Annotated in this window: 26 protein-coding genes and 1 other RNA gene; 13 read left to right on the plus strand and 14 right to left on the minus strand. The window is 65.5% G+C overall.

Annotated elements, in window-relative coordinates; genetic code table 11:
• Window positions 1–9 precede the first annotated feature (9 nt).
• On the minus strand, window positions 10–855 hold the full coding sequence (locus ACP97_RS10255; protein ID WP_049997728.1) for a MinD/ParA family ATP-binding protein: 846 nt from the start codon (window positions 853–855) through the stop codon (window positions 10–12).
• Between the two features lie 92 nt (window positions 856–947).
• Here ACP97_RS10255 and prf1 point away from each other — a divergent pair, with 92 nt between their 5' ends.
• Window positions 948–2,195: a peptide chain release factor aRF-1 gene (prf1, locus tag ACP97_RS10260; RefSeq protein ID WP_049997729.1), complete on the plus strand. Its 1,248-nt coding sequence runs from the start codon at window positions 948–950 to the stop codon at window positions 2,193–2,195.
• Between the two features lie 66 nt (window positions 2,196–2,261).
• Complete coding sequence (locus ACP97_RS10265; protein WP_049997730.1) at window positions 2,262–3,242, plus strand: TackOD1 domain-containing metal-binding protein; 981 nt, start codon at window positions 2,262–2,264, stop codon at window positions 3,240–3,242.
• On the opposite strand, the gene ACP97_RS10270 is transcribed toward ACP97_RS10265, so the two are convergent.
• Together ACP97_RS10270 and ACP97_RS10275 are read right to left on the minus strand one after the other, a co-directional pair.
• Window positions 3,239–3,619, minus strand: a complete 381-nt coding sequence (locus ACP97_RS10270; RefSeq protein WP_049997731.1) for a DUF6276 family protein — start codon at window positions 3,617–3,619, stop codon at window positions 3,239–3,241. The two genes, ACP97_RS10265 and ACP97_RS10270, sit on opposite strands and share 4 nt — an antisense overlap.
• Before the next feature lie 305 nt (window positions 3,620–3,924).
• Window positions 3,925–5,898, minus strand: coding sequence for an aconitate hydratase (locus tag ACP97_RS10275; protein ID WP_049997732.1), 1,974 nt, complete (start codon window positions 5,896–5,898; stop codon window positions 3,925–3,927).
• Between the two features lie 361 nt (window positions 5,899–6,259).
• Here ACP97_RS10275 and ACP97_RS10280 point away from each other — a divergent pair, with 361 nt between their 5' ends.
• Window positions 6,260–6,727: a deoxyuridine 5'-triphosphate nucleotidohydrolase gene (locus ACP97_RS10280; protein ID WP_049997733.1), complete on the plus strand. Its 468-nt coding sequence runs from the start codon at window positions 6,260–6,262 to the stop codon at window positions 6,725–6,727.
• Window positions 6,728–6,731: 4 nt separating this feature from the next.
• Here ACP97_RS10280 and ACP97_RS10285 read toward each other — a convergent pair whose 3' ends face one another.
• On the minus strand, window positions 6,732–7,592 hold the full coding sequence (locus ACP97_RS10285) for a PspA/IM30 family protein (protein ID WP_049997734.1): 861 nt from the start codon (window positions 7,590–7,592) through the stop codon (window positions 6,732–6,734).
• A 54-nt stretch (window positions 7,593–7,646) separates the two neighbouring features.
• Here ACP97_RS10285 and ACP97_RS10290 point away from each other — a divergent pair, with 54 nt between their 5' ends.
• Genes ACP97_RS10290 through ACP97_RS10305 form a run of 4 tightly spaced genes read left to right on the plus strand, consistent with a single transcriptional unit; the run spans window position 7,647 to window position 11,166 of the window.
• A complete protein-coding gene (locus tag ACP97_RS10290) occupies window positions 7,647–8,234 on the plus strand; it encodes an alpha/beta hydrolase (protein WP_049997735.1) in 588 nt (195 codons plus the stop codon).
• Window positions 8,235–8,285: 51 nt separating this feature from the next.
• Entirely contained in the window at window positions 8,286–9,920 is a 1,635-nt protein-coding gene (locus ACP97_RS10295) for a CTP synthase (RefSeq protein WP_049997736.1), read from the plus strand.
• Window positions 9,920–10,837, plus strand: a complete 918-nt coding sequence (gene guaA, locus ACP97_RS10300; RefSeq protein ID WP_049997737.1) for a glutamine-hydrolyzing GMP synthase — start codon at window positions 9,920–9,922, stop codon at window positions 10,835–10,837. The genes ACP97_RS10295 and guaA overlap by 1 nt, the downstream gene beginning before the upstream one ends.
• Window positions 10,834–11,166 (plus strand): DUF7126 family protein, encoded by a 333-nt coding sequence (locus ACP97_RS10305; RefSeq protein WP_049997738.1) that lies wholly within the window; start codon window positions 10,834–10,836, stop codon window positions 11,164–11,166. The genes guaA and ACP97_RS10305 overlap by 4 nt, the downstream gene beginning before the upstream one ends.
• On the opposite strand, the gene ACP97_RS10310 is transcribed toward ACP97_RS10305, so the two are convergent.
• Genes ACP97_RS10310 through ACP97_RS10320 form a run of 3 tightly spaced genes read right to left on the minus strand, consistent with a single transcriptional unit; the run spans window position 11,147 to window position 13,043 of the window.
• The gene (locus ACP97_RS10310) at window positions 11,147–11,476 is read right to left on the minus strand and encodes a hypothetical protein (protein ID WP_049997739.1); all 330 of its coding nucleotides are present in this window, start codon (window positions 11,474–11,476) and stop codon (window positions 11,147–11,149) included. The two genes, ACP97_RS10305 and ACP97_RS10310, sit on opposite strands and share 20 nt — an antisense overlap.
• Window positions 11,477–11,508: 32 nt before the next feature.
• Complete coding sequence (locus tag ACP97_RS10315) at window positions 11,509–12,177, minus strand: MBL fold metallo-hydrolase (protein WP_049997740.1); 669 nt, start codon at window positions 12,175–12,177, stop codon at window positions 11,509–11,511.
• Window positions 12,178–12,224: 47 nt separating this feature from the next.
• Entirely contained in the window at window positions 12,225–13,043 is an 819-nt protein-coding gene (locus tag ACP97_RS10320; protein WP_049997741.1) for an aldo/keto reductase, read from the minus strand.
• Between the two features lie 83 nt (window positions 13,044–13,126).
• Between ACP97_RS10320 and ACP97_RS10325 the strand changes: the two genes are divergently transcribed.
• Window positions 13,127–13,441 carry a cupin domain-containing protein gene (locus ACP97_RS10325; protein WP_049997742.1) on the plus strand — a complete coding sequence of 105 codons (315 nt, stop codon included), beginning with the start codon at window positions 13,127–13,129 and terminating at the stop codon, window positions 13,439–13,441.
• On the opposite strand, the gene ACP97_RS10330 is transcribed toward ACP97_RS10325, so the two are convergent.
• Window positions 13,442–14,059, minus strand: a complete 618-nt coding sequence (locus ACP97_RS10330) for a MogA/MoaB family molybdenum cofactor biosynthesis protein (protein WP_049997743.1) — start codon at window positions 14,057–14,059, stop codon at window positions 13,442–13,444.
• Window positions 14,060–14,164: 105 nt separating this feature from the next.
• On the opposite strand from ACP97_RS10330, the gene ACP97_RS10335 reads away from it, so the two are divergent.
• A complete protein-coding gene (locus tag ACP97_RS10335) occupies window positions 14,165–14,458 on the plus strand; it encodes a hypothetical protein (RefSeq protein WP_049998480.1) in 294 nt (97 codons plus the stop codon).
• A 351-nt stretch (window positions 14,459–14,809) separates the two neighbouring features.
• Here the strand turns inward: ACP97_RS10335 and ACP97_RS10340 are convergent, their stop codons facing one another.
• Window positions 14,810–16,390 (minus strand): acetolactate synthase large subunit, encoded by a 1,581-nt coding sequence (locus ACP97_RS10340; protein ID WP_049997744.1) that lies wholly within the window; start codon window positions 16,388–16,390, stop codon window positions 14,810–14,812.
• 105 nt (window positions 16,391–16,495) lie between these two features.
• Between ACP97_RS10340 and ACP97_RS10345 the strand changes: the two genes are divergently transcribed.
• Window positions 16,496–17,848, plus strand: a complete 1,353-nt coding sequence (locus ACP97_RS10345) for an MmgE/PrpD family protein (RefSeq protein ID WP_049997745.1) — start codon at window positions 16,496–16,498, stop codon at window positions 17,846–17,848.
• Window positions 17,849–17,893: 45 nt separating this feature from the next.
• Window positions 17,894–18,730, plus strand: a complete 837-nt coding sequence (locus ACP97_RS10350; RefSeq protein ID WP_049998481.1) for a phosphosulfolactate synthase — start codon at window positions 17,894–17,896, stop codon at window positions 18,728–18,730.
• A gap of 14 nt (window positions 18,731–18,744) precedes the next feature.
• Here ACP97_RS10350 and ACP97_RS10355 read toward each other — a convergent pair whose 3' ends face one another.
• A complete protein-coding gene (locus ACP97_RS10355; RefSeq protein ID WP_049997746.1) occupies window positions 18,745–19,884 on the minus strand; it encodes an acyl-CoA dehydrogenase family protein in 1,140 nt (379 codons plus the stop codon).
• A 95-nt stretch (window positions 19,885–19,979) separates the two neighbouring features.
• Here ACP97_RS10355 and ACP97_RS10360 point away from each other — a divergent pair, with 95 nt between their 5' ends.
• On the plus strand, window positions 19,980–20,318 hold the full coding sequence (locus ACP97_RS10360; RefSeq protein WP_049997747.1) for a DsrE family protein: 339 nt from the start codon (window positions 19,980–19,982) through the stop codon (window positions 20,316–20,318).
• Here ACP97_RS10360 and ACP97_RS10365 read toward each other — a convergent pair.
• The 4 genes from ACP97_RS10365 to ACP97_RS10375 form a co-directional block, all read right to left on the minus strand.
• A complete protein-coding gene (locus tag ACP97_RS10365; protein ID WP_049997748.1) occupies window positions 20,315–21,238 on the minus strand; it encodes a sulfite exporter TauE/SafE family protein in 924 nt (307 codons plus the stop codon). The two genes, ACP97_RS10360 and ACP97_RS10365, sit on opposite strands and share 4 nt — an antisense overlap.
• A 256-nt stretch (window positions 21,239–21,494) precedes the next feature.
• Window positions 21,495–21,966: RNase P RNA component (gene rnpB, locus ACP97_RS14280), an RNA gene on the minus strand.
• A 41-nt stretch (window positions 21,967–22,007) separates the two neighbouring features.
• On the minus strand, window positions 22,008–23,150 hold the full coding sequence (locus ACP97_RS10370) for a nicotinate phosphoribosyltransferase (protein ID WP_049997749.1): 1,143 nt from the start codon (window positions 23,148–23,150) through the stop codon (window positions 22,008–22,010).
• A 36-nt stretch (window positions 23,151–23,186) separates the two neighbouring features.
• The gene (locus ACP97_RS10375; RefSeq protein ID WP_049997750.1) at window positions 23,187–24,719 is read right to left on the minus strand and encodes an Hvo_1808 family surface protein; all 1,533 of its coding nucleotides are present in this window, start codon (window positions 24,717–24,719) and stop codon (window positions 23,187–23,189) included.
• Window positions 24,720–24,795: 76 nt separating this feature from the next.
• Between ACP97_RS10375 and ACP97_RS10380 the strand changes: the two genes are divergently transcribed.
• Entirely contained in the window at window positions 24,796–25,368 is a 573-nt protein-coding gene (locus ACP97_RS10380) for a cysteine hydrolase family protein (RefSeq protein WP_049997751.1), read from the plus strand.

Here is a 25,368-nt window from a genome sequence, read left to right on the forward strand (position 1 = left end):
ATCGACCCTTCAGCCGTCCTCGCTCCGGTCGAGCATGCCCGAGAGACGACCGACGACGGTCGATTCGGTCGGGTTCGATTCGTCGGGTCGGTTCACGAGGTCGCTATCGGCGAACTCGCTCGTACCGGGGTCGCCACGCTCTGCGAGCGTCGCCGCGAGGCGCTCGTAGGCGTCGGCCGCGTAGCTCTCGGGAGCGCTCTCGACGAGCGGTTCGTCGCCGGCGGCGTCGGTGTCGGGCACGACCGCCAGCATCTCGACGCCGAGGTCGTCGGCGAGCAGCGAGACGTCGGTCTCCTCGCCAGCGTGTGTGAGCACCGTGCCGACGATCGTCCCGCCGGCGTGGGCGGCGAAGTCGATGGTCTTCTTCGCATCGGCGATGGCCACGGGGTCGGGCGTCGTCACCACGACCACGCCGTCGGCGACGCCGAGCGGGACGGTGCTCTCGTGGCTCAGCCCCGCGCCGGTGTCACAGAGCACGAAATCGGCTGCCTCGGCGAGCGAGCGCAACACGCCACCGAGGTCGCCGGGGTCGGCGGCGGCGAACGCATCGAGCGAGCGCGACCCCGGGACGGCGACCAGATGCGGCCCCTCGTCGGGCGGCGAGCGCGTCGGCGGATCATTACTGGGGAGCCAGACCAGCGCTTCATGCAGAGCGGCTTCGTCCGCGAGCACGTCGTGCAGCGTCGGCCCGGAGAGAACGTCGACCATCGCACCGAGGTTCGCCATCGCGAGGTCGGCATCGACGACGACCGTATCGTAGCCCGCCGCGCGCAGCGCCGCGCCGAGGTTGATGGTCGAAGTGGTCTTACCGACGCCACCCTTGCCGCCCGCGAGCGCGTAGACGTGTCCGGTCATGGTCGTGCTAACCACGACCGCCTACATAAAACTGCCCGCGGTGTGAGAGGGCTGCCAAAGGGTACTTACCCCGGAAGGCGGTATTGTGGCCAATGAGTACCCAACAAACCGAACAGTCCGACCGGAAGAAATACGAGTTCCGGCGGGTCATCGAGGACCTCAAAGAACACGAGGGGTCGGGCACCCAGTTGGTGAGCATCTACATCACGCCCGACGAGCAGATCTCGAGCGTCGTCGCTCACGTCAACGAGGAGTATTCCGAAGCCTCGAACATCAAATCCAAGCAGACCCGCACGAACGTCCAGGACGCCCTGAAATCCATCAAGGACCGTCTCAGGTACTACGACACGTTCCCGCCCGAGAACGGTCTCGTGGTGTTCAGCGGAGCCATCGACATCGGTGGTGGTCGTACCGAGATGGTCACCAAAGTGCTCGAGGACCCGCCACAGCCGATCCAGTCCTCGCTTTACCGCTGTTCGTCGGAGTTCGTCACCGAACCCTTAGAGCAGATGCTCGCCGACCAGGGACTCTTTGGACTCGTCGTGCTCGACCGACGGGAGGCCAACGTCGGCTGGCTCAAGGGCAAGCGCATCGAGGCAGTCAAGTCGGCGAGTTCGCTGGTGCCCGGCAAGCAGCGAAAGGGTGGCCAGTCCGCCCAGCGATTCGCCCGCCTGCGTCTGGAGGCCATCGACAACTTCTATCAGGAGGTGGCGGGGATGGCAGACGACCTGATGGTGCCCAAACGCCACGACATCGACGGCGTGCTCGTCGGTGGGCCGTCCCCTACCAAGGACGAGTTCCTCGACGGCGACTACCTCCATCACGAGCTCCAGGACAAGGTCGTCGGGAAGTTCGACGTCGCCTACACCGACGAGTCCGGCCTCTCGGACCTCGTCGACGCCGCGAGCGACGCGCTGGCCGACCAGGAAGTGATGCAGGACAAGGCGGAGATGGAGGAGTTCTTCGCCGAACTTCACGGAGGTGACCTCGCCACCTACGGGTTCGCCCCCACGAGGGAGAACCTCGTGCTCGGCTCGGTGGATAGATTGCTGATCTCGGAGGACCTCCGCAAGGACGCCGTCACCTACGACTGCCCGGAGGGCCACGAAGACCACGAACTCGTCGACCCGCGTGCCGAGACGCCCGACCACACCTGCGAGCAGTGCGGTGCGGAGCCGGTCGAAGTCGAGCGCGAGGACGCCATCGACCACCTCATCTCCATCGCCGAACAGCGCGGCACCGAAACCCGATTCATCTCGTCTGACTTCGAGAAGGGCGAACAGCTGTTGAACGCCTTCGGCGGCATCGCCGGCATCCTGCGGTACTCGACGGGCGTCTGAACCGTTCGGCAGTCGCGTCGTGGAAGAAACTATATACCGTCGGCGACGGAGTGAACGGTATCGACCATGGTTTCGCCCGGCACACTCACGGCGCTCACCGCGCTCGCGGACGGCTCACAGGCGGAGTACGAACCCACCATCGACACCGACAGCGGCACGGTAAGCTATCCCGACGCCGCAGCGCGCCTCGGCACGGGCGATCCCGCGGCCTTCGAGGTGCTCGAAGCACTCGCCCGACGCGGGATCCTCGGCAAGACCTTCGAGGAGAAGGTGTATCTCTGTCCCGGCTGTGGCGCGGAGGGGATGGCCTACACCACCGCCTGTCCGGGCTGTGGGTCGGCCCACACGGTCGAAACCGAACTGTTCGAACACATGACGTGTGGCCACATCGCCCCGCGCGAGGAGTTCGAGGTCGGCCCGGAGGAGTACGTCTGCCCCGACTGCGAGGCACGCCTCGACTCGCTGGATGGCGTCGAACGTGGGATGCGCCACGTCTGCCAGGACTGTGGGTCGTACTCCGAGTCACCGGAACACGGGCTTCGCTGTCGTGACTGTGGCGACATCTACGCACCCGGCGACGCGACCGAGCGCGTGCTCTGTCGGTACGCGCTCACCGACGAGGGAACGCGCTGGGTCGAGGCACAACTGGCCGCCCGCGAGTCGATGGTCGAGACCTTGGAAGAACGCGGGTTCGACGCGCGCGCGAACACCACCGTCGACACGGGAGGGAGCGAGCAGCCGGTACACGTCTACGGCGAGGACGCCCTACTCGACAGCCGCGTCGTGGCGGCGGTCCACGAGCGGCCCGGACGCGAGGCTGCGACCCAGTTGCGCGACATCGCGGCCGCCACGGACGCACGACCGTATCTCGTGACGACGCTCGGTGCCGTCGAGGAGGGTGTCGTGGCGATAGCCGAAGGGGCCGACATGCGCATCCTGAGTGCCGACAGGGATGGCAGCCTCAGCAACGACTATCAGGTCGCCGAGGACAGACGCACCTCGCCGTCACTGGTACAGCGCATCGCCTCGGCGGTCAAACAGCCCTAATCGCGAAACTGCGCGACTTGCCGGCGGCGCGTCGCGAGGTCGATTTTCGGGTCGAGTTCCGGCTCGGACGCCAACCGATCGAGGACGAGCAGCGGGTCCGTCCCCTTCCGTTCGACCCGTTCGAGCAGCGTCTCGACCGCGTTTCGGTGGAGTACGAGGGAATCGAGCAGTCCAACCGTGAGCGCCATTGGCACCGCCGCCGCACCGGTCGGGAAGTCGTCACTGATGGCCGTGAAATCGGGGTTCGCGTCGCTCCTCTCGGTAGAATGGAGCGCGAGACAGCGCGTGCAGAGCGCGGCCGTGGGTTCGTCGAATCCGTCGAGGTCGTCGGGGACCGCGAACGCGACCGTGGTGGCCCCGCAGTCGGGACAGTCCATGCCCGCGTCAGGGAGTCGGCAGTGAAAAGCCTGCCCGGCGGCGGTTGCGGCGCGGCCGCCGTCGCGGTGCGGGTGCGGTTGGCGGTTGTGGCGCGGTCCTGGTGGATGAAAGGTGAGCGACCGTAGGGAGCGAGGGCTTCTGCGGAGGCGGTGCTGTGCGGAGAGCATCAGCATCCGCGCGAGTGTAACGAGCGCGGTCCACCGTGAGCGACCGCAGGGAGCGAACGGGAGTTTTTAGTCCAGGTTTTTGCGACGAGTGGTCGGCGAACGGAGTGAGCCGACCCGAGGAGTAAAAAAGTGGGTGCTTAGTCGTCAGCCGGAGCGGCGCCCGAGCCACCCTCCTGCTGGGCCTTGGTGTGGGGCAGCTTGCCGCCGGCGGCGAGGATGTCGCGCTCGCGTTCGGAGGCTTTGAGGATTCCTGTGGTCTCCCAGTCGTCGTTCACGCGGATCGTGAACTCCTCGGTGCCGGAGCGGACGGCCTCCTCGACGTCGTCGACGATCTCGATATCGTCGCCTTCCGCGATCTTCTCCTGTGCGTCAGCGTCGATCTCCAAAGGAAGGAGCCCGAAGTTGAAGAGGTTCGCCTTGTGGATGCGGGCGAAACTCTGTGCGAGGACGCCCTCAACACCGAGATACATCGGGCAGAGGGCGGCGTGCTCTCTCGAAGAGCCTTGGCCGTAGTTCTCGCCGGCGACGAGGAAGCCGCCGTCGGCGTCGAGCGCGCGCTGGGCGAACTCCTCGTCGACGCGCGAGAGGGTGAACTCCGAGAGCTTCGGGATGTTCGACCGGTACATCAGGATGTCCTGCGTTGCGGGAATGATGTGGTCGGTCGTGATGTTGTCGCCCATCTTGAGCAGCGCGGAGCCTTCGAGGTGGGCGTCGAGCGGGTCTTTGAGGGGGACGTCGCCGATGTTCGGCCCCTTCACGAGACCGTCGTCGACGGACTCGTCGGGCGCGATGAGGTCGGCCGTCGAGCCGTCGTAGGTGTCGGCCATCTCGAATCCGGGGTCTTCGAGGTCGCCGAGTTCCTCGGCGAGGTCGCGCGGATCGACGATCTCGCCGGCGAGCGCCGAGGCCGTGGCGACCTCCGGCGAACAGAGGTAGACCGAGTCGTCCTCGATGCCCGAGCGGCCCTCGAAGTTGCGGTTGAAGGTTCTGAGACTCACCGAGTCGGAGGCGGGCACGTGGCCGATGCCGATGCAGGCACCACAGGTCGCCTCGGAGAAGTTGACGCCGGCGGCCATCATCTCGGCGCTCCAGCCCTCGCGGGCGAGCAGTTCGGAGGCCTGTTTCGAGCCAGGCGCGACGATCATCTCGGTGCGCTTGTCGATCTCGCGGCCTTCGAGCATCTTCGCCCCCGGAAGGATGTCCTCGTAGGCACCGTTGGTACAGGAACCGATGATGACCTGGTCGACGTCCTCGCCGGCGACCTCGCTGACGGGCACGACGTTGTCGGGCATCGACGGCGTAGCGATGAGCGGCTCCAGACTACTGAGGTCGACGTCGATCTGGTCGTCGTATTCGGCGTCGTCGTCCGGACCGATCTCGACGTGTTCGTCCTCGCGGCCGAGCCGCGAGAGGAACTCGTGAGTTCGGTCGTCGGTCGGGAAGATCGAGGTCGTCGCGCCGAGTTCGGTGCCCATGTTGGTGATCGTGGTCCGCTCGGGCACCGAGAGGTTCTCGACACCGGGGCCGGTGTATTCGAGCACCTTGCCGACGCCGCCCTTCACCGAGAGCTCGCCGAGCAGGTGAAGGATGACGTCCTTGGCGGTCGCCCACTCGGGGAGTTCGCCTTCGAGGTGGACGTTGACGACCTCGGGCATCTCGATGTAGTACTGGCCGCCGCCCATCGCAACGGCGACATCGAGTCCGCCGGAGCCGATGGCGAGTTCGCCCATACCCCCAGGAGTCGGGGTGTGCGAGTCGCTGCCGAGCATCGTCTTGCCCGGTGCGGCGAACCGTTCTTTGTGGACTTGGTGGCAGATGCCGTTGCCGGGGCGCGAGAAGTGTGCGCCGAAGGTGCCGGCGGCCGAACGGAGGAAGCGGTGGTCGTCGGAGTTCTTGAAGTCGAACTGGTAGGTCTGGTGGTCGCAGTACTGGGCGGCGAGTTCGGTCTGGACCTCGTCGAGGCCGAGCGCCTCGAACTGGAGCCACACGAGAGTCCCCGTCGTGTCCTGTGTGAGTACCTGGTCGATGTCGATGCCGATCTCCTCGCCGGTTTCGAGTTCGCCCTCGACAAGGTGGTCGTCGAGGATCTTCTCGGTCAGCGTTTTTCCCATAGCACCGAACACTCGGCTACCCATCGGTATAAATCCCCTGCGTCTCTCCGCAACGATCGTCACACACCGCAAATATTGCCATCCCGCTCAGCAGAATCATGGGGCAAGAATCCGACCGCTGACGAAAGCGGTGGCGCGCGATGAATCCGGCCGGTGGCCGGAGAACGCGCGAGGGATGAGTGAACGACCGTAGAGTGAGCGAATCGGTTGGGGAGGGTGTGGCTTGCGGTTCTCATTGGCGTCGGGATCCGTAGCGGGGTGTGGGCCGTCGTAGCTACTCCCCACCAAACCAGTTTGATGGTCCCGAGAAGACAATGCGACAGCTTCGATACGCATTTACTCGCGGCTGGAAAGGATGGATATGTACGAGAGCGGTTCGTTCGTCGCCGCACAGCTCGCGCCCGTGGCGGACGAGCAGATCCAGCCCAACGGCGTCGACCTCACCCTCGATGCCGTCTTCGAACAGCAAGAACCGGGCCGTATCGGCGTCGACGGCAAGACGGTCGGCGAGCGCCGGGAACTCGGCACCGATGGTTCAGGCAGCTATTCGCTCGCGCCGGGTGGGTACGTCGCGCGCTACGGCGAGCGAATCAGCATCCCTGACGACCACGTGGGATTCGTCTACCCGCGCTCGTCGCTCATGCGCAATTCGTGTATGCTCCACACCGCCGTCTGGGATTCGGGTTACGAGGGCCGTGGCGAGGGTCTCTTGCAGGTTCACCACGACATCGAACTCGAACGCGGCGCGCGCGTCGCGCAGTTCGTGCTCGCCGACGCCGACCACGAGGAAACCTACGCCGGAAGCTATCAGGGCGAGAACATCGAGTAGCGACTCAGTTGTCGGGGTCGTTCTGTAGCTCTTCGAGTTCGGCCTCGACTTCGGGGTCGGACCCTTCGCTGCCGGAACCGTCTACGCCATCGGCAGCGCTCGCCTCGTTGGTCTCGGTTTCTGTACTCTCGTCGGTCGACTCGCTTGTGGAGTCGTCCGTGGTCGTTCCCTCGCCCATCTCGGCTTGCAGGGTTTCGAGTTCGGCGTCGACCTCGCTGTCGGTGCTCAGCGATTCGAGTTCGCGGTCGATGTTGTCCTGGTCGGACAGCGCGTCCTCGAACGCGCCCGACTCCTCAAGTTCGTCCATCGCGGCCGCGCGGGCCTCCATGTCCTCGGTGCGCTCGTTGGCGCGCTCGATCGAGCGGCCGACATCTTCCATCTCATCGCCAGCGCCCGTCATCGCCTCCGATACACGAGTGCTCGCCTCGGCGGCCTCGTAGCGCGCTTTCATCGTCTCCTTCTGGGTGCGGAACTCCTCGATGCGCCCCTGAAGAGTATTTTTCTTCTCGACGAGTTGGTCCTGGGTGTTCTGGAGGTCGGCGATCTGACCCTCCAAATCCTCGATCTGCGTCATCTTCTGCTTTTTCTTTTCGAGGGCCTGTCTGGCGAGGTCCTCGCGGTCCTGCCGGACGGCCTCGCGGGCCTGCTCGTTGTGTTTCTCGACGTTCTCTTCGAGCCGGCGCTTCTGGATTTCGAGGCGCTTCTTCTGGGTCGTGAGGTCGGCGATGCCGCCCTTGACGTCTTGGAGTTGGTCGCGGAGCTGTTCGTAGGAGTAATCGAGCTGTTCGCCCGGGTCCTCGGCGCTGTTGAGGATTGAATTGAGCCGTGATCGGACGACGTACGACGCGCGCGAGAGGATGCCCATAGCGGCCACTAGCGCTCCGCCATCTTAAAACACCGTCCACCCGGTAAGCGAGTGATGGACGTCGTACTCCCCGGCGGCCGGGACGCCCGCGGCACGCTCGACGAACCGGACGACGAGGCGACCGAAATCGTCGTCGCCTGCCCGCCCCATCCCCAGCAAGGCGGCACACGCTCGGACCAACGGCTCACGGCCGTGAGCGACGCACTCGGCGAGCAGAGCATCGCCTGTCTGCGATTCGATTATGGGGCATGGAACGAGGGCCGCGGCGAGCAGACAGATGTCAAAAACGCCGTCCGGTGGGCACGCGAGCGCTACGACAGGGTGGGACTCTTTGGATTTAGTTTCGGCGCGACGATGGCGCTGTGTACCGCTCCCGGAATCGACGACCTGTGGGCGGTCTGTGCGCTCGCGCCCGACAGCGGCCGGGAGGGAGCCGACGCGGTGGTCGCACTCGACGACATCGACGCGCCAGTGAAAATCCTGTACGCCGAACGCGATTCGACCGCCGACTGGGAGCCGGTGGTCGAGCGCGCCCGCGAACTCGGCATGGCTGTCGAGGGACTGTCGGCAGACCATTTCTTCCTCGGTCAGTCGGGGAAAGTGGCCGCGCGCGTCGTGGCGGTTTTCGATAGCTTCCGATAGGAACGTCGTGCGCTCCGAAACGTCTTTCCCTACCGCTTGCTCACCGTTGCTATGCCGACCGATTCGGGTCCCGATTCGGGACCGAAGTTCGTCTTCGTCACCGGAGGAGTGATGAGCGGTCTCGGGAAGGGAATCACGGCCGCGAGCACAGGACGGTTGCTCGAAAACGCGGGGTTCGACGTCACCGCCGTCAAAATCGATCCGTATCTCAACGTCGATGCCGGGACGATGAACCCCTACCAGCACGGCGAGGTCTACGTCCTCAAGGACGGCGGCGAGGTCGATCTCGATTTGGGAAACTACGAGCGCTTCCTCGACGCGGACATGGCCTTCGACCAGAACATCACGACTGGCAAGCTCTACAAGAACGTGATCGAGAAGGAGCGCGCGGGCGACTACCTCGGGAAGACAGTTCAGATAATTCCCCACATCACCGACGACATCAAGCGCCGGGTTCGGGCGGCCGCGGCGGGCCACGACGTCTGTCTCATCGAGGTCGGCGGCACGGTCGGCGATATCGAGGGCGGTCCCTACTACGAGGCGATCCGCCAGTTCGCCCACGAGGAGCGCGAAGAAGACGTTCTGCTCGCCCACGTCACCTTGGTTCCCTACTCGAAAAACGGCGAGCAGAAGACCAAACCCACCCAGCACAGCGTGAAGGAACTCCGCTCTATCGGGCTGCAGCCGGACATCGTGGTCGGGCGGTGCGAGGACGAACTCGACGCCGACACCAAGGAGAAGATCGCGCTCTTCTGTGACGTGCCCACCGAGGCGGTCTTTTCGAACCCCGACGTCGAGGACATCTATCACGTGCCGCTGGTGGTCGAAGAGGAGGGGCTCGACGAGTACGTGATGGACAGGTTGGAGATCGGCGAGGCGGCCCGGCCGAAAACCGAGCGCGCGAGTCAGTGGCGTGACATCGTGACCCGCGAGCAGTCCGGTACCGTGACCGTGGCACTCGTCGGGAAATACGCCCTCGAAGACGCCTACCTCTCGATCCACGAGGCGCTCAAACACGCCGGTCTCGAACACGGCGTCGAGGTCGAAGTCCTGTGGGTCGACGCCGAGGAGATGGCCAACACCCACGAGCGCCGTCTCAAGGAGGCCGACGGCATCGTCGTGCCGGGCGGGTTCGGCACGCGGGGCACCGGCGAGAAGATCGCCGCGGCGCGCTACGCCCGCGAGAACCGGGTGCCCTTCCTAGGGCTGTGTCTCGGCTTCCAGATGGCCGTCATCGAGCACGCGAGAAACGTCTGTGGAATGGAAGACGCACACTCGACGGAGATGGAACCCGAAACGCCACATCCCGTCATCGCCCTGCTACCCGAACAGTACGACGTCGAGGACCTCGGTGGGACGATGCGACTCGGTGCCCACGAGACCGATATCGAACCGGGAACGCTTGCGGCGGACCTTTACGGCGGTTCGTGTGTCGAGCGCCACCGCCACCGCTACGAGGTCAACCCCGAATACATCGAGGAGTTGGAATCAGGGGGAATGACCTTCTCGGGCCGCGCGAACAACCGAATGGAGATCCTCGAACTGCCATCCCATCCGTTCTTCTTCGGCACGCAGTTTCATCCAGAATTTCGGTCGCGGCCTGGGCGGGCGAGTCCCCCATTTGTCGGGTTTCTCGACGCCGCCATCGACGAGCGCGAACAGCGGGTCGGCGAGGTGGAAGCCTGATGGTCGAAGTACAGAAGTTCATCGACGACGCCATCGCCGAGATCGACGAGGAAGTCGGCGATTCGAGCGCCGTGATTGCCCTCTCGGGCGGCGTGGACTCGTCGGTGGCGGCCGCGCTCGCCTACGAGGCGCTCGGCGACCAACTCACACCAGTCTACGTCGACACGGGATTGATGCGCAAGGGCGAGACCGAGCAGGTCGAAGAAACCTTCGCGTACATGGAGGGGTTGCGCATCGTCGACGCCCACGAGCGGTTCCTCGACGCGCTCTCGGGAGTGACCGACCCAGAGGAGAAGCGAAAGATCGTCGGCGAGCGCTTCATCCGCGAGTTCGAGCGCGAGGCCCGCGAGACCGAGGCGGAGTATCTCGTACAGGGCACCATCTACCCCGACCGCATCGAATCGGAGGGGAACATCAAGTCCCATCACAACGTCGGGGGCCTGCCCGAGGTCGTGGATTTCGAGGGTCTCGTCGAACCCGTTCGCGAACTCTACAAGGACGAAGTCCGCGAGGTCGCCCGCGCGCTCGACCTCGACGAGTTAGTGGCAGAACGGATGCCGTTTCCCGGTCCGGGTCTCGCAGTACGAGTGCTCGGTGAAGTCACCGAGGAGAAGCTCCGCGTGGCGCGCGAGGCGACCCACATCGTCGAAGAAGAATTGGAGGAGTACGACCCGTGGCAGGCGCTCGCGGCGGTCATCGGCAAGGCCACAGGGGTCAAGGGCGACAACCGGGTCCACGGCTGGGTGGTCGCGGTACGGGCGGTCGAGTCGCGCGACGGGATGACCGCTCGCGCCCAGGAACTCGACTGGGAGACCCTCCAGCGCCTCCAGAGTCGGATCACGGGCTCTCTCGACGACGTCTCCCGCGTCGTCTACGACGTCACGCACAAACCGCCCGCGACCATCGAGTACGAATGACGAAAACGGTCCTCGCCGGTCCTGACCCCGACGGACTGGGCGACGCGCTCGAAGCCGAAGGCATGGACGTGGTGCGCATCGACGGCATCGCCGACGGCGCGGCGCTCAAAGAGAGCGGTATCGGGAGTGGGGATATCTACGTTCTCACGGACGTCGGACAGGCGACCTCGATACCCGTGGCCGTGGACCTCGTCGGGGAGATTCGGGTGGTGGTCTATTCGCGCGAGTCGCTGCCGGAGTTCGCCAAGGGACAGGCCGACTTGCTGCTCGACCCCGCGCTCTTCGACCCCGAAACCGTCGCCGAGGAGCTCACCGGAACGATGCAATGACCGCTTCGGCACTCTCCTCGCCCCCGGCGCAGCGCTCGTTGTAGGACTCCATGAACTCACGGGCGGCCTCGATGGCGCTGTCGCGGCCCTCGATACCCTCTCGGAGCGGTTCGGTCGCCTTGTGGTCCGCGCCGATGACGTTGAGCCGCCAGACGTCTTGGCCCGTATCCGGAGTATTGGTCGCCGGTTGGAGGTGAACCTCGATACCGTCGCGCTCGTAGCGGATCGGCTGCTGTGGGTTGTACTGGCCGGCCTGTGCCTCGGAGTCCGGTCTGTTCCAGCCGTCGGGGAGTTCGTCGCCGTCGGTCATGGAATCGCTCGGTGCCGAACCGGCAAAGGTCCTCAGTTAGCGGCGAGGTCCGCGAGGCGCTCGTCGCCGCCCCGGACGAAGGGCACGCCGTGGCCCATGCCGAGGACGTCGAAGGGCGGTGTGCGCTCGGCGAGCGACCGCACACTCGTTTCGACCTGTGCGGTATCGTAGCTCACGAGCCACGGCGAGGACGTGAGTGCACCACTCCCCTCGAAGACGAGGTCGCCGAGAAAGCCCGCCGAGCGCTCCTCGCTCACGAAGGCGGTGTGACCGGGGGTGTGCCCCGGCGTGTGATGAGCCGTGAACGAACCCACTCGTTCGCCGTCGGCGATCGGCTCGACGGGGAAGACGGGTGAACGGACGAACGGCCCGGTCGCGCGCTGGAGCAGTCCCTTGTGGTTGCCGAGTGGTGGCTTGCGCTCCCCGGTCAGGAGGCCGGCGTCGATCGCGCCCGCACGGACCGTCGCATCGAGGTCAGTGAGGTGGGCGAGCGCGCCCGCGTGGTCGAAATCGTAGTGCGTCAGGAGGACCCGTTCGACGTCGCCGACCGTGTGACCGGCGTCCTTGATGCCCGCCTCGATGGCGGGGGCGTCGAACGGCGTGCCGGCGTCGACGAGCGTGAGCACGTCGTCTTCGACGAGGTAGGCGTTCACGCCAGTTAGCTCGAACCAGTGGATGCCGTCTGCGAGTTCGGTGGCCATAGCGAAGCGACGAGGGGCGGGAAGGAAAGCGGTCGGGTCGGCGAACCTCAGAACGGCAGTCGTGCACGGAGGAAACTCGACGCCGTGCGGGAAATCGAGGGGCGTCGAATCGCGCGCATCTCCTCGTCGGTGAGTGCGAAGTCGAATATCTGGAGGTTGCTTTCCAGATGGGCGGGACTCGTCGATTTCGGCACCGTCGAGACGTTATCTTGTTGAACCAGCCAGCGAAGCGCGACCTGGGCTGGCGTCCGCTCGTAGCGCGCGCCGATCTCTTCGAGGACGTCGTCGTCGACCGCGCCGCCGTGGGCCAGCGGGCTATATGCTGTGAGCATGAGGTCGTGGATCTGACAGTAGTCGACCATCGAGGTCTGGTCCCAGAAGGGATGGTACTGGACCTGGTTCGTGAGGATCGGCGCGGTCGCGTGCTCGCGGGCGGCGTGGAGGCGCGAGACGCCGAAGTTCGAGACGCCGATGTGCTCGACGAGTCCCTCGGAAACGAGGTCGTCCATCGCGCCGATGGTCTCGTCGAGCGGCGTCCGGGTGTTCGGCTGGTGGATGAGCAGCAAGTCCACGTAGTCGGTTTCGAGTTTCCGAAGGCTCTCGCGGGTCGACTCCAGGACGGAGTCGTGATCGCGGTTCGAGGAGCCGAGTTTCGTCGTCAGAAACAACTCCTCGCGGGCGACATCGGACCCGGCGATGGCCGCGCCGACCTGTCGCTCGTTGCCGTAGGCCTGGGCGGTGTCGATGTGGCGATAACCGAGGTCGAGGGCGGTCGCCACGGCACGCCGGCAGGTCGGACCCTGCATGCGCCACGTGCCGAGTCCGAGCGCCGGAATCTCCGTCTCCTGAACGGTGACGTACTCCATACCGGAGAGTGCATCGGCAGGCGTTTAATTCCTGTCTCCGGCAGCGCCGAAAGGACTACGCCGCTCGCGCCCGCTCTCCATCTGTGCTCGATACGTACCCCGACCTCGACCCCGCGGAGGGCGAGGTCCTGACCGAAGAACTGTTCGTGAGCGACGACGTGCTCGTGAAGGCGTTCGCCCTCGGTCCCGGCGCGAGCGTCGACCCCCACGATCACGAGAACGCGACCAACGTCTTTCACGTGCTCGAAGGGAATGTGATCGTGACCCGCGACGACGAGGAAGAGACCGTCGACGCGCCGGGCGTCGTCCCGAACGCACGCGGTGCGGTCCACGGCGCGCGCAACGAGAGCGAGGAGCGGGCGGTGCTCACCGCGAGCCTCTGTCCACTGCCGTCGTAGTCAGTTTTCGGTTCCGTCGTCGCCCGATTCGTCCACGTCGGTCTCGTCCACCTCGCCGTCAGCACCGTCGTTCGCGTCGCGCCCGGCGAGACCGACGAGATGGCCGGCCTCCGCGACGACGATCTCCGCACCGAGTCGGGCGGCGTCCTCGCTGCCCGGCAGACAGAACACGGCCACGCCGTCTGCGACGCCACCCGTAGCGCGCGTGGCGACGACGCGCGTACCAATCTCCTCGCGCGAACGGGCACGGAAGAGTTCGCCGAAGCCGGGCAGTTCCTTCGAGAAGAGCGGTCGGACCGCCTCGATGGTCACGTCGTCGGGCGTTACCCCTGTTCCGCCAGTCATGACGATGCAGTCGACGTCCTCGCGACTCGCGAGCGCATCGACCGTTCCCTGTACCTCGTCGTACTCGTCGGGGACGAGTTCGCGCGTGACCAGTTCGTTTCCCTCCTCGACGGCCGCCGCGATGGCGTCGCCCGCCGGGTCGTCTTCGAGCGTCCGCGAGGTCGAGACCGTCACGACGGCGACCCCGACCGGGCCGAAGTCGTAGTCGTGGGCGTGGACCGCCTCATTCTCGTCGTGGTCGTGGTGTGCCGAATCGTCGTGTGCGTCGCTCATACCGTGGCTCCGGTCGCCGGAAGGAAAACTCCCCACCCTTTTGGTCGTGCCAGCCCTTCGGCGGGGTATGTGGCAGCGAACGCGACGGCAGCGGAGCGGGCCGCCATGAGCGACGAGGGCTACGTCCACGAGCCGGAAAGCGACGAGCGGCCCCGGAGCGAGTACGACGCGGTCGCCGCCCGTGCCCACGAACGCGAGTTCGACTGGCGCGGTTGGGTGCTCGTCGGCGTCATCGTCGTCGCCTTTCTCGTGGTTCCCGCAACGATTCTCGCGCTCCCGCACGCCGGCGGCGTGCTCGCCGCGTTCGGGCTGACGTGGCGCGATACCTTCCTCGTGCTCCCGCTCGCGCCCGCGCTCGCGCTCGGTGTCGTGGCCATCTGGGCGACCGCACGCGTCTGACCGACCGCACGAAACGCCAATCAAACGACGTAGCTACGCGGTCGGCGCGCGGGAGCGAAGCGCGGTCCGACCGAAGGGAGGGTCGCGGATGCGAACGGGGAGCGCAAGCGACCCGTGAGCGCCCGGAGGCGCGACTCGCGCGAGCACGGCGAGTGCAGGCTCGTCAGAACTACGTTCTGACGGTGGATGAGCACCGAAGCGAACGGAGTGAGCAAAGGAGTCGGCTGGGGAGGTATGTGGCTCGCGGTTCTCGTGTGTCGGGATCGAGGTGGTTCGAAAACCGGCAACAGCTATCGAAACTATCCCCGGCGAGTCATCGGACATCGTCGTGACGCCGTTGCTGCCGGCTCGTCAGACCACCGGCACTTCGACGAGCGCCATCTCGTCGCGCGGCACGACCGTCTCCAGTACCTCGTCGAGTTCGGCCCAGCTCTCGGGTCGGTGGGCCTCGATACCGAAACTCTCGGCGAACGCCGTGAATTCGGGGTTCGTGAGTCGCGTACCGGTGTGCTCGCCCCGATGGTTCTCCTGTTTTTCGGAGATCAATCCGTAATCGTCGTCGGTGAACAGCAGGATGGTGAAGCCACAACCCAGCCGCGTCGCGGTCTCGATCTCGGCGGCGTTCATCAGGAAGCCGCCGTCGCCGGTGGCGGCCACGACATTGGAATCGACCGCGAGGTCGGCGGCCACCGCACCGGGTACCGAAATCCCCATCGTCGCCAAACCATTGGAGATGATGCAGGTGTTCGGGTCATATGTAGGAAAGTTCTGGGCGATGGCCATCTTGTGGCTGCCCGTATCCGAGAGCAAGACGTCGTCGTCGGCCATTGCCTCCCGGAGGAGCGGAAGCGTGCGCCGGACCGAAAAGTCCTCGCCGGGGTCCGGTCGGCGGGTCACGTCGGCGAGGATCGACTCGCGCAGGTCGGCGTACCACTCGGTGTCGGTATCGATGGTCACATCGGTCTGCTGAATCGCGCGCAGGCCCGCTGAGACATCCGACACGACCTCGACCTGCGGGTTGTAGTGTTCGTAGACCTCCGCCGGCTCGAAATCGAGGTGGATGACGCGCTTTTCGCCCGCCGGATTCCAGTTCTCGGGGTCGTGTTCGGCGATGTCGTAGCCCACAGCGAGCACCACGTCGGCGCGTTCGATGGCGCTCGCGGCCTGTTCGTCGCCGCCGGAATCGAGCGTCAGTAGCGAGTGCTCGTCGGCGTCCGAGACCGCACCCTTGCCCATGTAGGTGGCGACGACGGGGATGTTCGTCTCGTCGACGAACGAGCGCAGGCGCTCGGACGAACGGGTGCGGATACCGCCGTTGCCCGCCAGCACGATCGGCCGGTCGGCGTCGGCGAGGAGCGCCGCGGCGCGCTCGACGGCCTTGTCGTCGGGGCTGGGCCGGCGGACACGGTTGCGCGACGGCAACGGTCGTCGGTCGGTTTCTTCGGCCGCGATGTCCTCGGGGAATTCGAGGTGAGTAGCTCCTGGCTTCTCGTGTTCGGCGAGTTTGAACGCCTTGCGCACCGACTCGTTGACGATCTCCGGATCGGATATTTGGGTATTCCACTTCGTGATCGGCTCGAACAGGCCGACGACGTCGAGGTTCTGGTGGCTCTCCTTGTGCAGGCGTTCGAGACCGCCCTGCCCGGTGATGGCGACGACTGGACTCTTGTCGAGGTGGGCGTCGGCAACTCCAGTCAGAAGGTTCGTCGCGCCCGGTCCCAATGTACTGAGACAGACGCCGGCGTCGCCCGTGAGCCGGCCGTGGACGTCGGCCATGAAGGCCGCGCCCTGTTCGTGGCGGACGGGGACGAATTCGATCGTCGAGTCGCGCAGCGAAAAGAGAATGTCCTCTAACTCCTCGCCCGGCAGGCCGAAGACGTACTCGACGCCCTCGACTTCGAGGCTCTCGACGAGCAGGTCGGCAGCGTTCATGGCGTGTGAACGACCTCGTCGCACATGACTCCACCGCCGGCGCTCGCGGCGAGTCGTGAGCACACGGCGGCGAAAGCTTTTGCGCCTATCGGTGATAGAACAAGTATGACGACCACTGACGGACTTGCCGATCTCGTCGACGAAGTTTCCTACGACGACCTCTCGGAGGACGTCCGCGAGGAGTTGAAAAAGCGCGTGCTCGACTCGGTGGGCATCGCGATTGGCGCGCTCGGGGCCGACGCGACCGAGAGCGTTCGCCGGACTGTCGCGGAGACCGCCGGCGGCGACGCAGCCCGAATCTGGGGGTCCGAAAAACGGGCGAGTCCGACCGGTGCAGCCACGTACAACACCTCACTAACCCGGTATCTCGACTTCATGGACTCGTTTCTCGCGCCGGGCGAGACGCCCCATCCGAGCGACAACATCGGCAGTCTGATCGCCTGCGGCGAACACGCCGATGCCTCTGGTACTCAGCTCATCGAGGCCGTGGGGACGAGCTACGAGATTCAGGGCGAACTCGCGTGGAACGCCCCGGTCAGGGACCGCGGCTACGACCACGTGACCCACACCGTCATCTCGGCGGCCGCTGGCTCCGGGAAGATTCTCGGATTGGACCACGAACAACTCCGCAACGCCATCGGCATCGCCGGCACCGCCCACAACGCGCTCCGGGTCACCCGAACAGGAGGAATCAACGAGTGGAAGGGGATCGCGAGCGCGAACGCCGCCCGCAACGCGGTGTATTCGGCGCTGCTCGCCCGAAACGGGATGGAGGGCCCCGTCGATCTCTTCGAGGGCCAGAAGGGCTGGAAACAGGTAATCTCGGGCGACTTCTCGGTGGATCTCGATCCGTCCTGCGAGCGCGTCTTCGACACGATGACCAAGCGCTACGTCGCCGAGACCTACGCCCAGTCGGCGGTCGAAGGCGTCATCGAACTCGCCGAGGAGGCCGACATCGACCCCGAGCAGGTGAACTCCATCCATCTCGACACGTTCCACGGCGCGAAACTCATCATCGGCGGCGGTGAAGGGTCGCGCTACGAGGTCGAAACGAAAGCCCAGGCCGATCACTCCCTCCCGTACATGCTCGCGGCCGCACTCATCGACCGCGAGATGACCAACGCGGCCTACGACCCGGAACGCATCCGACAGGAGGACGTTCAGGAACTGCTCCGGAAGGTCGAAGTCGAGGAGAACGACGAACTCACCGACCGGTTCGAAGGAGGAGAGATGCCCGCCGTCATCGACATCGCGCTCGGCGACGACTCGACCCGTCACGTCGAAAAGGACGCGTTCAACGGCCATCCGACGAACCCGATGACGTGGGAACAAGTCGAGGAGAAGTTCACCACGATGACCGAAGAGCGCTACGACGAGGACCGGCGCGAGGAGATCGTCGACGTGGTCGAAAACCTCGAAGACCACGCGGTGGCCGACCTCACCGCACTGCTCGACTGAACGGTCACCAACGACTAAGTGCTCGGCACGCGAACACGAACGGGTATGGCAAACAGACCGTTCGACAGGGCCTTCGACTTCCTGCACGTCAACGAGCGCCCGGACAAGCCGAGAGAGAAGGGAATCACGGAGATGCGTGGGCCGTACTACGACCCGATGGGCCCCCGAGAGCTACGGGACATCCTGGAGACGATGGGTTGGTACGTCGACATCTACAAGTTCTCCGGCGGGTCCTTTTCGCTGATGCCAGAAGAGGCGGTGCGTGAACTCATCGACATCTGTCACGAGTACGATGTCAAAGTCTCCACCGGAGGATTCATCGAGAACGTGCTGATCCGTGATAACGACAAAGTGGATCGGTACGTCGAGGAGTGTGCCGAGATGGGCTTCGACATCGTGGAGATCTCCTCGGGCTTCCTCGCCATCGACGCCGACGACATGGTGGCGATGACGGAGATGGTTTCGGAGGTCGACGGCGTCGAGCCGAAACCCGAGATCAACGTCCAGTTCGGCGCGGGTGGAGCCTCCGACCCCGAGGACCTGGAGGAAGGCCAGCAGGACCCCGAGATGGCGATTCGGGAAGGCGAGCGCCATCTCGACGCCGGCGCGGAACTGCTGATGGTCGAGGCCGAGGGCATCACCGAGGAAGTCGTCGAGTGGCGCACGGACGTCGCCTACCAGATCGCCAATCAACTCGGGGCCGAAAACTGCGTCTTCGAGGCCCCCGGCCCGGAGATGTTCGAATGGTACATCAAGAACTTCGGTCCCAACGTGAACCTGTTCGTCGACAACTCACAGATCGTCGAACTCGAATGCATGCGTTCCGGTCTCTGGGGTAAGACCACCAGTTGGGGGCGCACCACGACCTACAGCAGCGACTGAGAGGTTCGAAACGGCTACTCGCCGAGAACCGCATCGGCGAGCGTATTTCGATGGAGTTCGTTCGGCCCGCCGGCGATGGTGAGCAGGCGCGCGTCCCGGAGATAGCGCTCGACGTCGCGCTCGGCCGTGTAGCCGATACCGCCGTGAAGCTGGAGCGCCTCGTTCGTGTTCGTGACGGCGGCCTCGGTCGCCTGAATTTTCGCCATGCTCGACTCACGGCTCGCGTCTTCGCCGCGGTCGGCGCGGTCGGCCGCCCGGAGCGTGAGCAGGCGGGCGGTATCGGTGCGAGTAGCCATCTCGCCGACGCGCCAGCGAATCCCCTGAAAGTCGCCGATTGACTGGCCGAACTGCTCGCGGCCGGAGACGTGAGCCACGGTGTCGTCGAGCGCCGCTCGCGCGATGCCGACCGCGCGGGCGGGGACGTTGACGCCCGTGTTTATCCGACCGCGCTCGACGTACGCTTCATCCTCCTCGCCCACGAGCCGCTCGGCCGGCACGCGGACGTCCGACAGCGAGACCTTGGGTGATTTGACGCTCCGCGCGCCGAGGGTCTCCCAGACGGTCTCGACGGCGAACTCGTCAGTGGGAATCAAGAATGCGCTAACGTTGTGCGGTGCGTCGCTCTCCGGGCCGGTCTTCGCGTAGGTAAGCACCGTATCGGCGTCGAAGAAATTCGTCACCCAGCGCTTGTGACCATTGAGGATCCAGTCGTCTCCGCGTCCGCCGGCGCGCTCGGCTCGTGTCTCCATCGCCAGTTTGTCGCTTCCAGCATGGTCCTCGCTGAGACCGAGCGCGCCGACGGTCTCGAAGCGCGCCATCGCGGGCAGGTACTCCGCTTTGAGTCGCTCCGAGCCGAAGCGCTCGACGACCGTCGCCACGCCGAGATGCAGCGCGAGCGCGCTCGCGACGGGCATCATCGCCGCCGCGAGTTCCTCGATGGCGATCACGAGTTCGACGAGACCCGCACCGCGACCGCCGTATTTCTCGGGTAAGGTGAGTCCCGTGAAGCGTCGCTCGCCGAGATCGGCGAGGATCTCCTCTGGATACTCCTCGTTTCGATCGAGTGCGCCGGCGCGCGGGACGACCTCGCTCCGTGCGTACTCGCGGAGTTCGTCCCGGAGATCGCACTGGGCGTCGGTGAGTTCGAAGCGCATGATGGGTATCGAACGATTCACTGCATGACGATAGGGATAGCGGCAAACGGCGGGCGAACCGGTCCGTTTGAACCCTCGGCGCTCGTCCCGTCGCCGTGAACGTCGTATTCCACCACACCGAGGACGACCCCGACTTCCACGCACGCGTCACCGGCAACATCGAGAACCTGCTGGACGACGAGACGGTCGAGACGGATTCGGTTGTACTCGTCTCGAACGGCGGCGGTATCGCGCTGCTCACCGAGGACTCACCACGGCGCGCGGCGGTCGAGGATCTCCAGAAACGTGGCGTCGCGTTCAAACAGTGCTCGAACACGCTCACGGGCATCGACATTACTGAATCGGACCTCATCGACGGCGTCGAACTCGTCTCGTCGGGCGTGGGCGAAGTCGCCCGGCTCGAAGCGGCCGGCTACGTCTACATCACGCCCTAGAGGAACAGCGCCGGGATCGTGTTCCGGAAGATGTTGAGCGAGATGATAAAGAGCAGCCCGATGACGAACCACGTGAATTTCTGCTCGTCGATCTCGATGCGCCGGAGGTAGGTTCCCAAGAGGAGGCCGACGATGGCGACGACGGCGATGATCGACCCGAGCCAGAGGCGATAGGGCGTCATCAGGTCGGTGAAAAAGGTCATGAGAACGATGCGGGTGGCGAAGATCGTGCCGAGCGCCATCGATAGCCCGCCGATGTATTTCTCGGCGTCGCGCTCGAAGGTGTGGAAGTACGCCGGCAGCACGGGGCCGAGGTTTGCGGCGGCGAGCAAGAATCCCTCGACGAGTCCGATCGCACCCAGCGCGATGGGATGGTGGGCCTCCTCGATGACGACGAAGTTCTCGACGACCTGGAAGACGACGTAGGCGAGGATGATGAGACCGATGAGAAACGGAACGAGCGGGCCGGTGCTGAACTGTGTGAGAAAGACCACGCCGATGACGGTGCCGATAATGGCGAGGATCATCAGCGGCCACTGCTCGCGGATGAATCCGATGCCGGTGCCGGTATCGCCCATCTGAAACACGTTGATGATCAGCGGCGGGACGGCGAGGACGACCACCGCGAGCGTCGGGTCGATGACGCTCACGAGGACGGGGGTAACGATGAGCGAAAACCCGAACCCAAGCATCCCCATGACCGTTCCGGCGAGGACGGCGACGCCGACGAGCAGGACGAACAGACCCTCCGAGACGTCCGATTGGATCCCCTGTGTGATGTTCTCCGTCCCCGGAAAGAGCACGATCGCCGTCGCGATGGCGGCGAAGGTCGCACCCGTCATCAGCACTTCGCGATAGTGAAAGTGGGTGAGATTGTCGATGAACTGTGCGACGTCGATGCTGGATTCGCGTGTTCCCATTCGATGAATACTCCTCGAAGATGGCCGACAGCGTGCCGACCGCACTTACCGAGTATACGCACAGCACACGTATGGGGGTGCGGTCCTCGGAGAGAACTGCGTGTACGTGAGTCGAAATCGTGGTCGTTCGTCCGTCGATGCCGACGCTCACGACCCCGCTACCGATGGTAATCGACTGATCGCGACCGTCGCTAAAAGGGGCAATACTGTCCTACAATATCGTTCGATCGACGACCCGTCGGTCGTTGAGAACGATGGCTGAGAGGAGTAAGCCCCCTTCTGTTCGTCCCGGCATTCGGCTGAGCGTCCACGTCCCTGCCGGGCTACCGTGCGGCTCGCGCCGCGTGGCGTGGACTTGCACCGGTGAGGATTCGCCGTTCCATCCGTTCTCCACCCTCATCCCTCGACGGGTTAGCTCCCCGTTGCTTTGTCCGACCAACGGCCGTTTTGCGCGGGGTTCGCACGCTCGCGGCATGGGAGACGGCGGAGCCGTCTCCTTTCGAGGCGGTGAAACCGCCTCGCGCCGCTCGCGCCGAGGCGGTGGCGATGCCACCGCCCGCGTCGCATCGGTCGGGCGGAGGGGTCTCGTTGCTGTTCCAGCGCCGACGGTCTCCCGTCCCGGGGTTTCCCCGGTCACCTGCCCGGCGGTGGGGGGACTTTCCTCGCGTGCGCGCCTGCTGGTACGTGTGCGCCGGCAGGCGTGCCGCGGTGGCCAGGCTCTCTCTGCCGATTCACGATAGGCTGGCAACCATGAAAAGCGGTTCGCTCGTCACGTGAACCCGACCGTATCGGCGTCCGCGGCGGCGCGCTCGGTCGCCTCGTCGATGTCGAACTCCCGAACGAGGTCGCCGTCACGAATCAGCGGGGAGAGCAGCGGTTCACCCTCCGACTCGTGGTCGGCGAGGGCGACGTGATGGCCACCGTCGCCCGTTCGATAGACCTGTTTTTTCCCCGAGAGCTTGCCCCGTTTGGCGGCTGGTTCGCCGTCGATCTCGACGATGTCGAGCGCGAAATCCACCGGGTCCGCGTTCGAGACGTAGCCGCCGACGCCGAAGCCGGCGGCGTCGCCGCGGAGTTCGTGGAGCGAATCGGGATCGAGACCGCCGCTGACGAACACTTCCACGTCCTCGCGCCCGCGCGCGTCGAGTTCCCAGCGCACCTCGCGGATGATATGGCGGATGTCGCCCCGCCGGGAACTCGTCGTGTCGATGCGTACGCTGTCGAGGTTTTCGCCGAGCGCGTCGGCTGCGCGCAGCACTTCATCGACTTCGTCCGAGTAGGTGTCACAGAGCGTGATGCGGGGGACTGAATCGGCAACCGCCTCGTCGAAGGCTGTCCACGCTTCCTCTTGATTACCCTTGCCGAAGGCGATGACGAGCGCGTGGGGCATCGTCCCGCTCGGCTCCCGGCTGAGTAACTCGCCCGCGGCCACGTGCGAGAAGCCGTCGAATCCGCCCACGAGCGCGCTCCGCTCGACGACAGCCGCGATGGACGGATGAACGTGGCGCGCGCCGAAACTCAAGAGTGAGGAATCGGGGGCCGCCCGCCGCGCACGCAGCGCGTTCGTCGCCATCCCCGACGCCTGCGAGAGAAATCCCAGGAGAGCCGTTTCGAGCCGGGCGAATTCGAGATACGAACCTTCGATGGACAGCACGGGACCGCCGTCGAACAACCGGCCTTCGTGTAGGGCGTCCACGTCGATACCCCGACCGGCGAGCAGACGGGCGGCGTCGGCGACACCCGCGAAGACCTCGAACTCACCCGTTGGAAACTGGTCGGCCGTCACCTCGGCGACGACGTGAGGGTTTTTCCCGGCGTGGTCGAGCGTCTCGACGGTGCGCTCGAAGTAGGCGTCGGTCGCGCGGCCCTCGCGGATGGTCGCGGGCGAGATGACGTCGAACGGGTCGGACATGGGGAGAGTGGTTGGTCGGCCGGCAAAAACCATTCGTCACCCGCCCGCATGAACCGCGTCGAGGTCGCCCGTCTGCGGCGCATTGACGATGGTCACCGTATCGCCCTGTCGAGAAATCCGGAAGGCGTCGGCGAAGGGACTCGACCGCTCGACCTCCCAGACGCCCTGTCGGCCGAGCACGCGCTCGCCGCCCCAGTGGGTGAGTAGTTGGCGGTAGCCACGGACGAACTCACGAGCCTCCTGTGGGGAATCCCACGCGAGTTTCCAGACGTACCCGGTCCGATTGTCCTTCTGGTAGACGGCCATCCGGTCGCCGTCCCAGCCGTTCGTGTAGTCGAGACCGTACTCGAACGGGTCGGTTCGGTTGACGTTCCCTCCTTCGAGGTTGAGGAACGATTCGGGCGGGATGGCCGGCGACTGATTGTAGCTGTCGTAGATGGTGTAGCCGAACATCGCCGACAGCGCCGATTGGCCGAGCGTGGCGTAGTCCGGTCGGCCGTCGGGTCGCACCCGCTCCCAGCCCGCGGAATTCGAATCCCGGATCGTGAGGTTCGTCGGCGTGTCGTTGCCGTATTTCTCGGGGTGGATGATCTGCTCGGTGCTCTCGGGGACGTCCTCGTGGAGGGCGTTCACCCCGTCCCAGCCGGCGCGCTCGTAGACCGCATCGACGAACGCCGGCCCGTCGGCGTACGGGAAGTATTCGAGCGCGTAGACGCCGAGATGCAGGCCACCCCCGCCGCCACTGCCGCCAGCAGCACCGACATCGAGACAGCGCCACTGGCCGCCACAGTTGCCCTCGTAGCGGCGCTGGACGTAGTTCGCCTCGCCCTCGACGAGTCCGTTGCGGGCGTTGTAGCCGTCGCGGGTCGGCGGCGCGTTTCGCGAAAGGTCGAACTGCTGGTCCTGGAGCGCGTGGACCAGTTCGTGGGCGAGCGTCGAGCGCCCGAGTTTCGGGGTGGCGCTGTCCGAGACCACCACGATGGAATCGTTGCGTGGGCTGTAGTAGCCGAGGACGTTCTGATTACGGTTAGACTGCTGGACGGCCAGCGAGTTGTTCCCCTCGCCGATGAGGAAGAGTCCCTCGAACTTCGCGTTGTCGAAGGTGCGGAACGCCGCCGAGCGCGCCCCGCCGCCGGTCGCGTTCGGTCGGCCCTGGAACTCCTCGCGCGAGATGACCTTCACGGGAACGGTGCTCTCGAACTCCAACTCCCGAACGCGCTCGATGCGGGCCATCGTCCGGTTGACGAGCGCGGACTGTTCGCTCTCGTTGAGACCGTCTGCTCCGGTGACCGGGACCGACTCGTTGTACCAATACCCCCCTTCCCAGCCGAGAACGTCCTCGGGCGGGTCGGCGAGGTTCGTGGCCGGGGCGTCGGCGGTCGCGGTGCCGGTTCCGTCCGCCGAGGATCCACCCGAACCACCCGCCGAAGAGCCGTTCGAGCCGTTCGCCGCGGGACCCGCCGGCCCGTCGGTCGCGGCGGGTGTCCCCTCGCCCCCGAGCGAGAAAGGGGCGCTACAGCCGGCGAGGACGACGAACAGCACACACAGGAGGGCAGCGAGCGGTCGCATAGCACGAGGAGGGATGCGGCGGGCAAAAAAGGTCCGACTGGCGAAAGGATTTGTCGAGGCCGGGAGAACGGAGGATATGGAGTTCGATTCCGAGCGAACGGCCGTCGTGGTGGTGGACATGCAAGACGGGTTCTGTCACCCCGACGGCAGCCTCCACGCCCCGACGAGCGAGCGCGTCGTCGACCCCATCGCCGAACTGCTCGATGCGGCCCGCACGGCGGGCGCGTCGGTGGTGTTCACCAAGGACGTCCATCCCGAAGAACAGTTCGGCGACACCCACTACTACGACGAGTTCGACCGCTGGGGCGAACACGTCGTCGAGGGCACGTGGGAGACCGACATCGTCGACGGTCTCGACGTCGAGGCGAACGACCACGTGGTCGAAAAGCACACCTACGACGCCTTTCACGAAACCGAGTTAGCGGGCTGGCTCGACGCCCACGGCATCGACGACCTCCTGTTCTGTGGCACGCTCGCGAACGTCTGCGTGCTCCACACCGCGGGCAGCGCCGGCCTGCGCGACTACAGACCCGTGCTCGTCGAGGATGCCATCGGCTACATCGAGGAGGACCATCACGAGTACGCGCTCGACCACGCCGACTGGCTGTTCGGGGAAGTCACCGAGCGTGAGGATATCGAGTTCGTCTGA

It is taken from the genome of Halococcus sediminicola, from assembly GCF_000755245.1.
GTDB lineage: Archaea > Halobacteriota > Halobacteria > Halobacteriales > Halococcaceae > Halococcus > Halococcus sediminicola.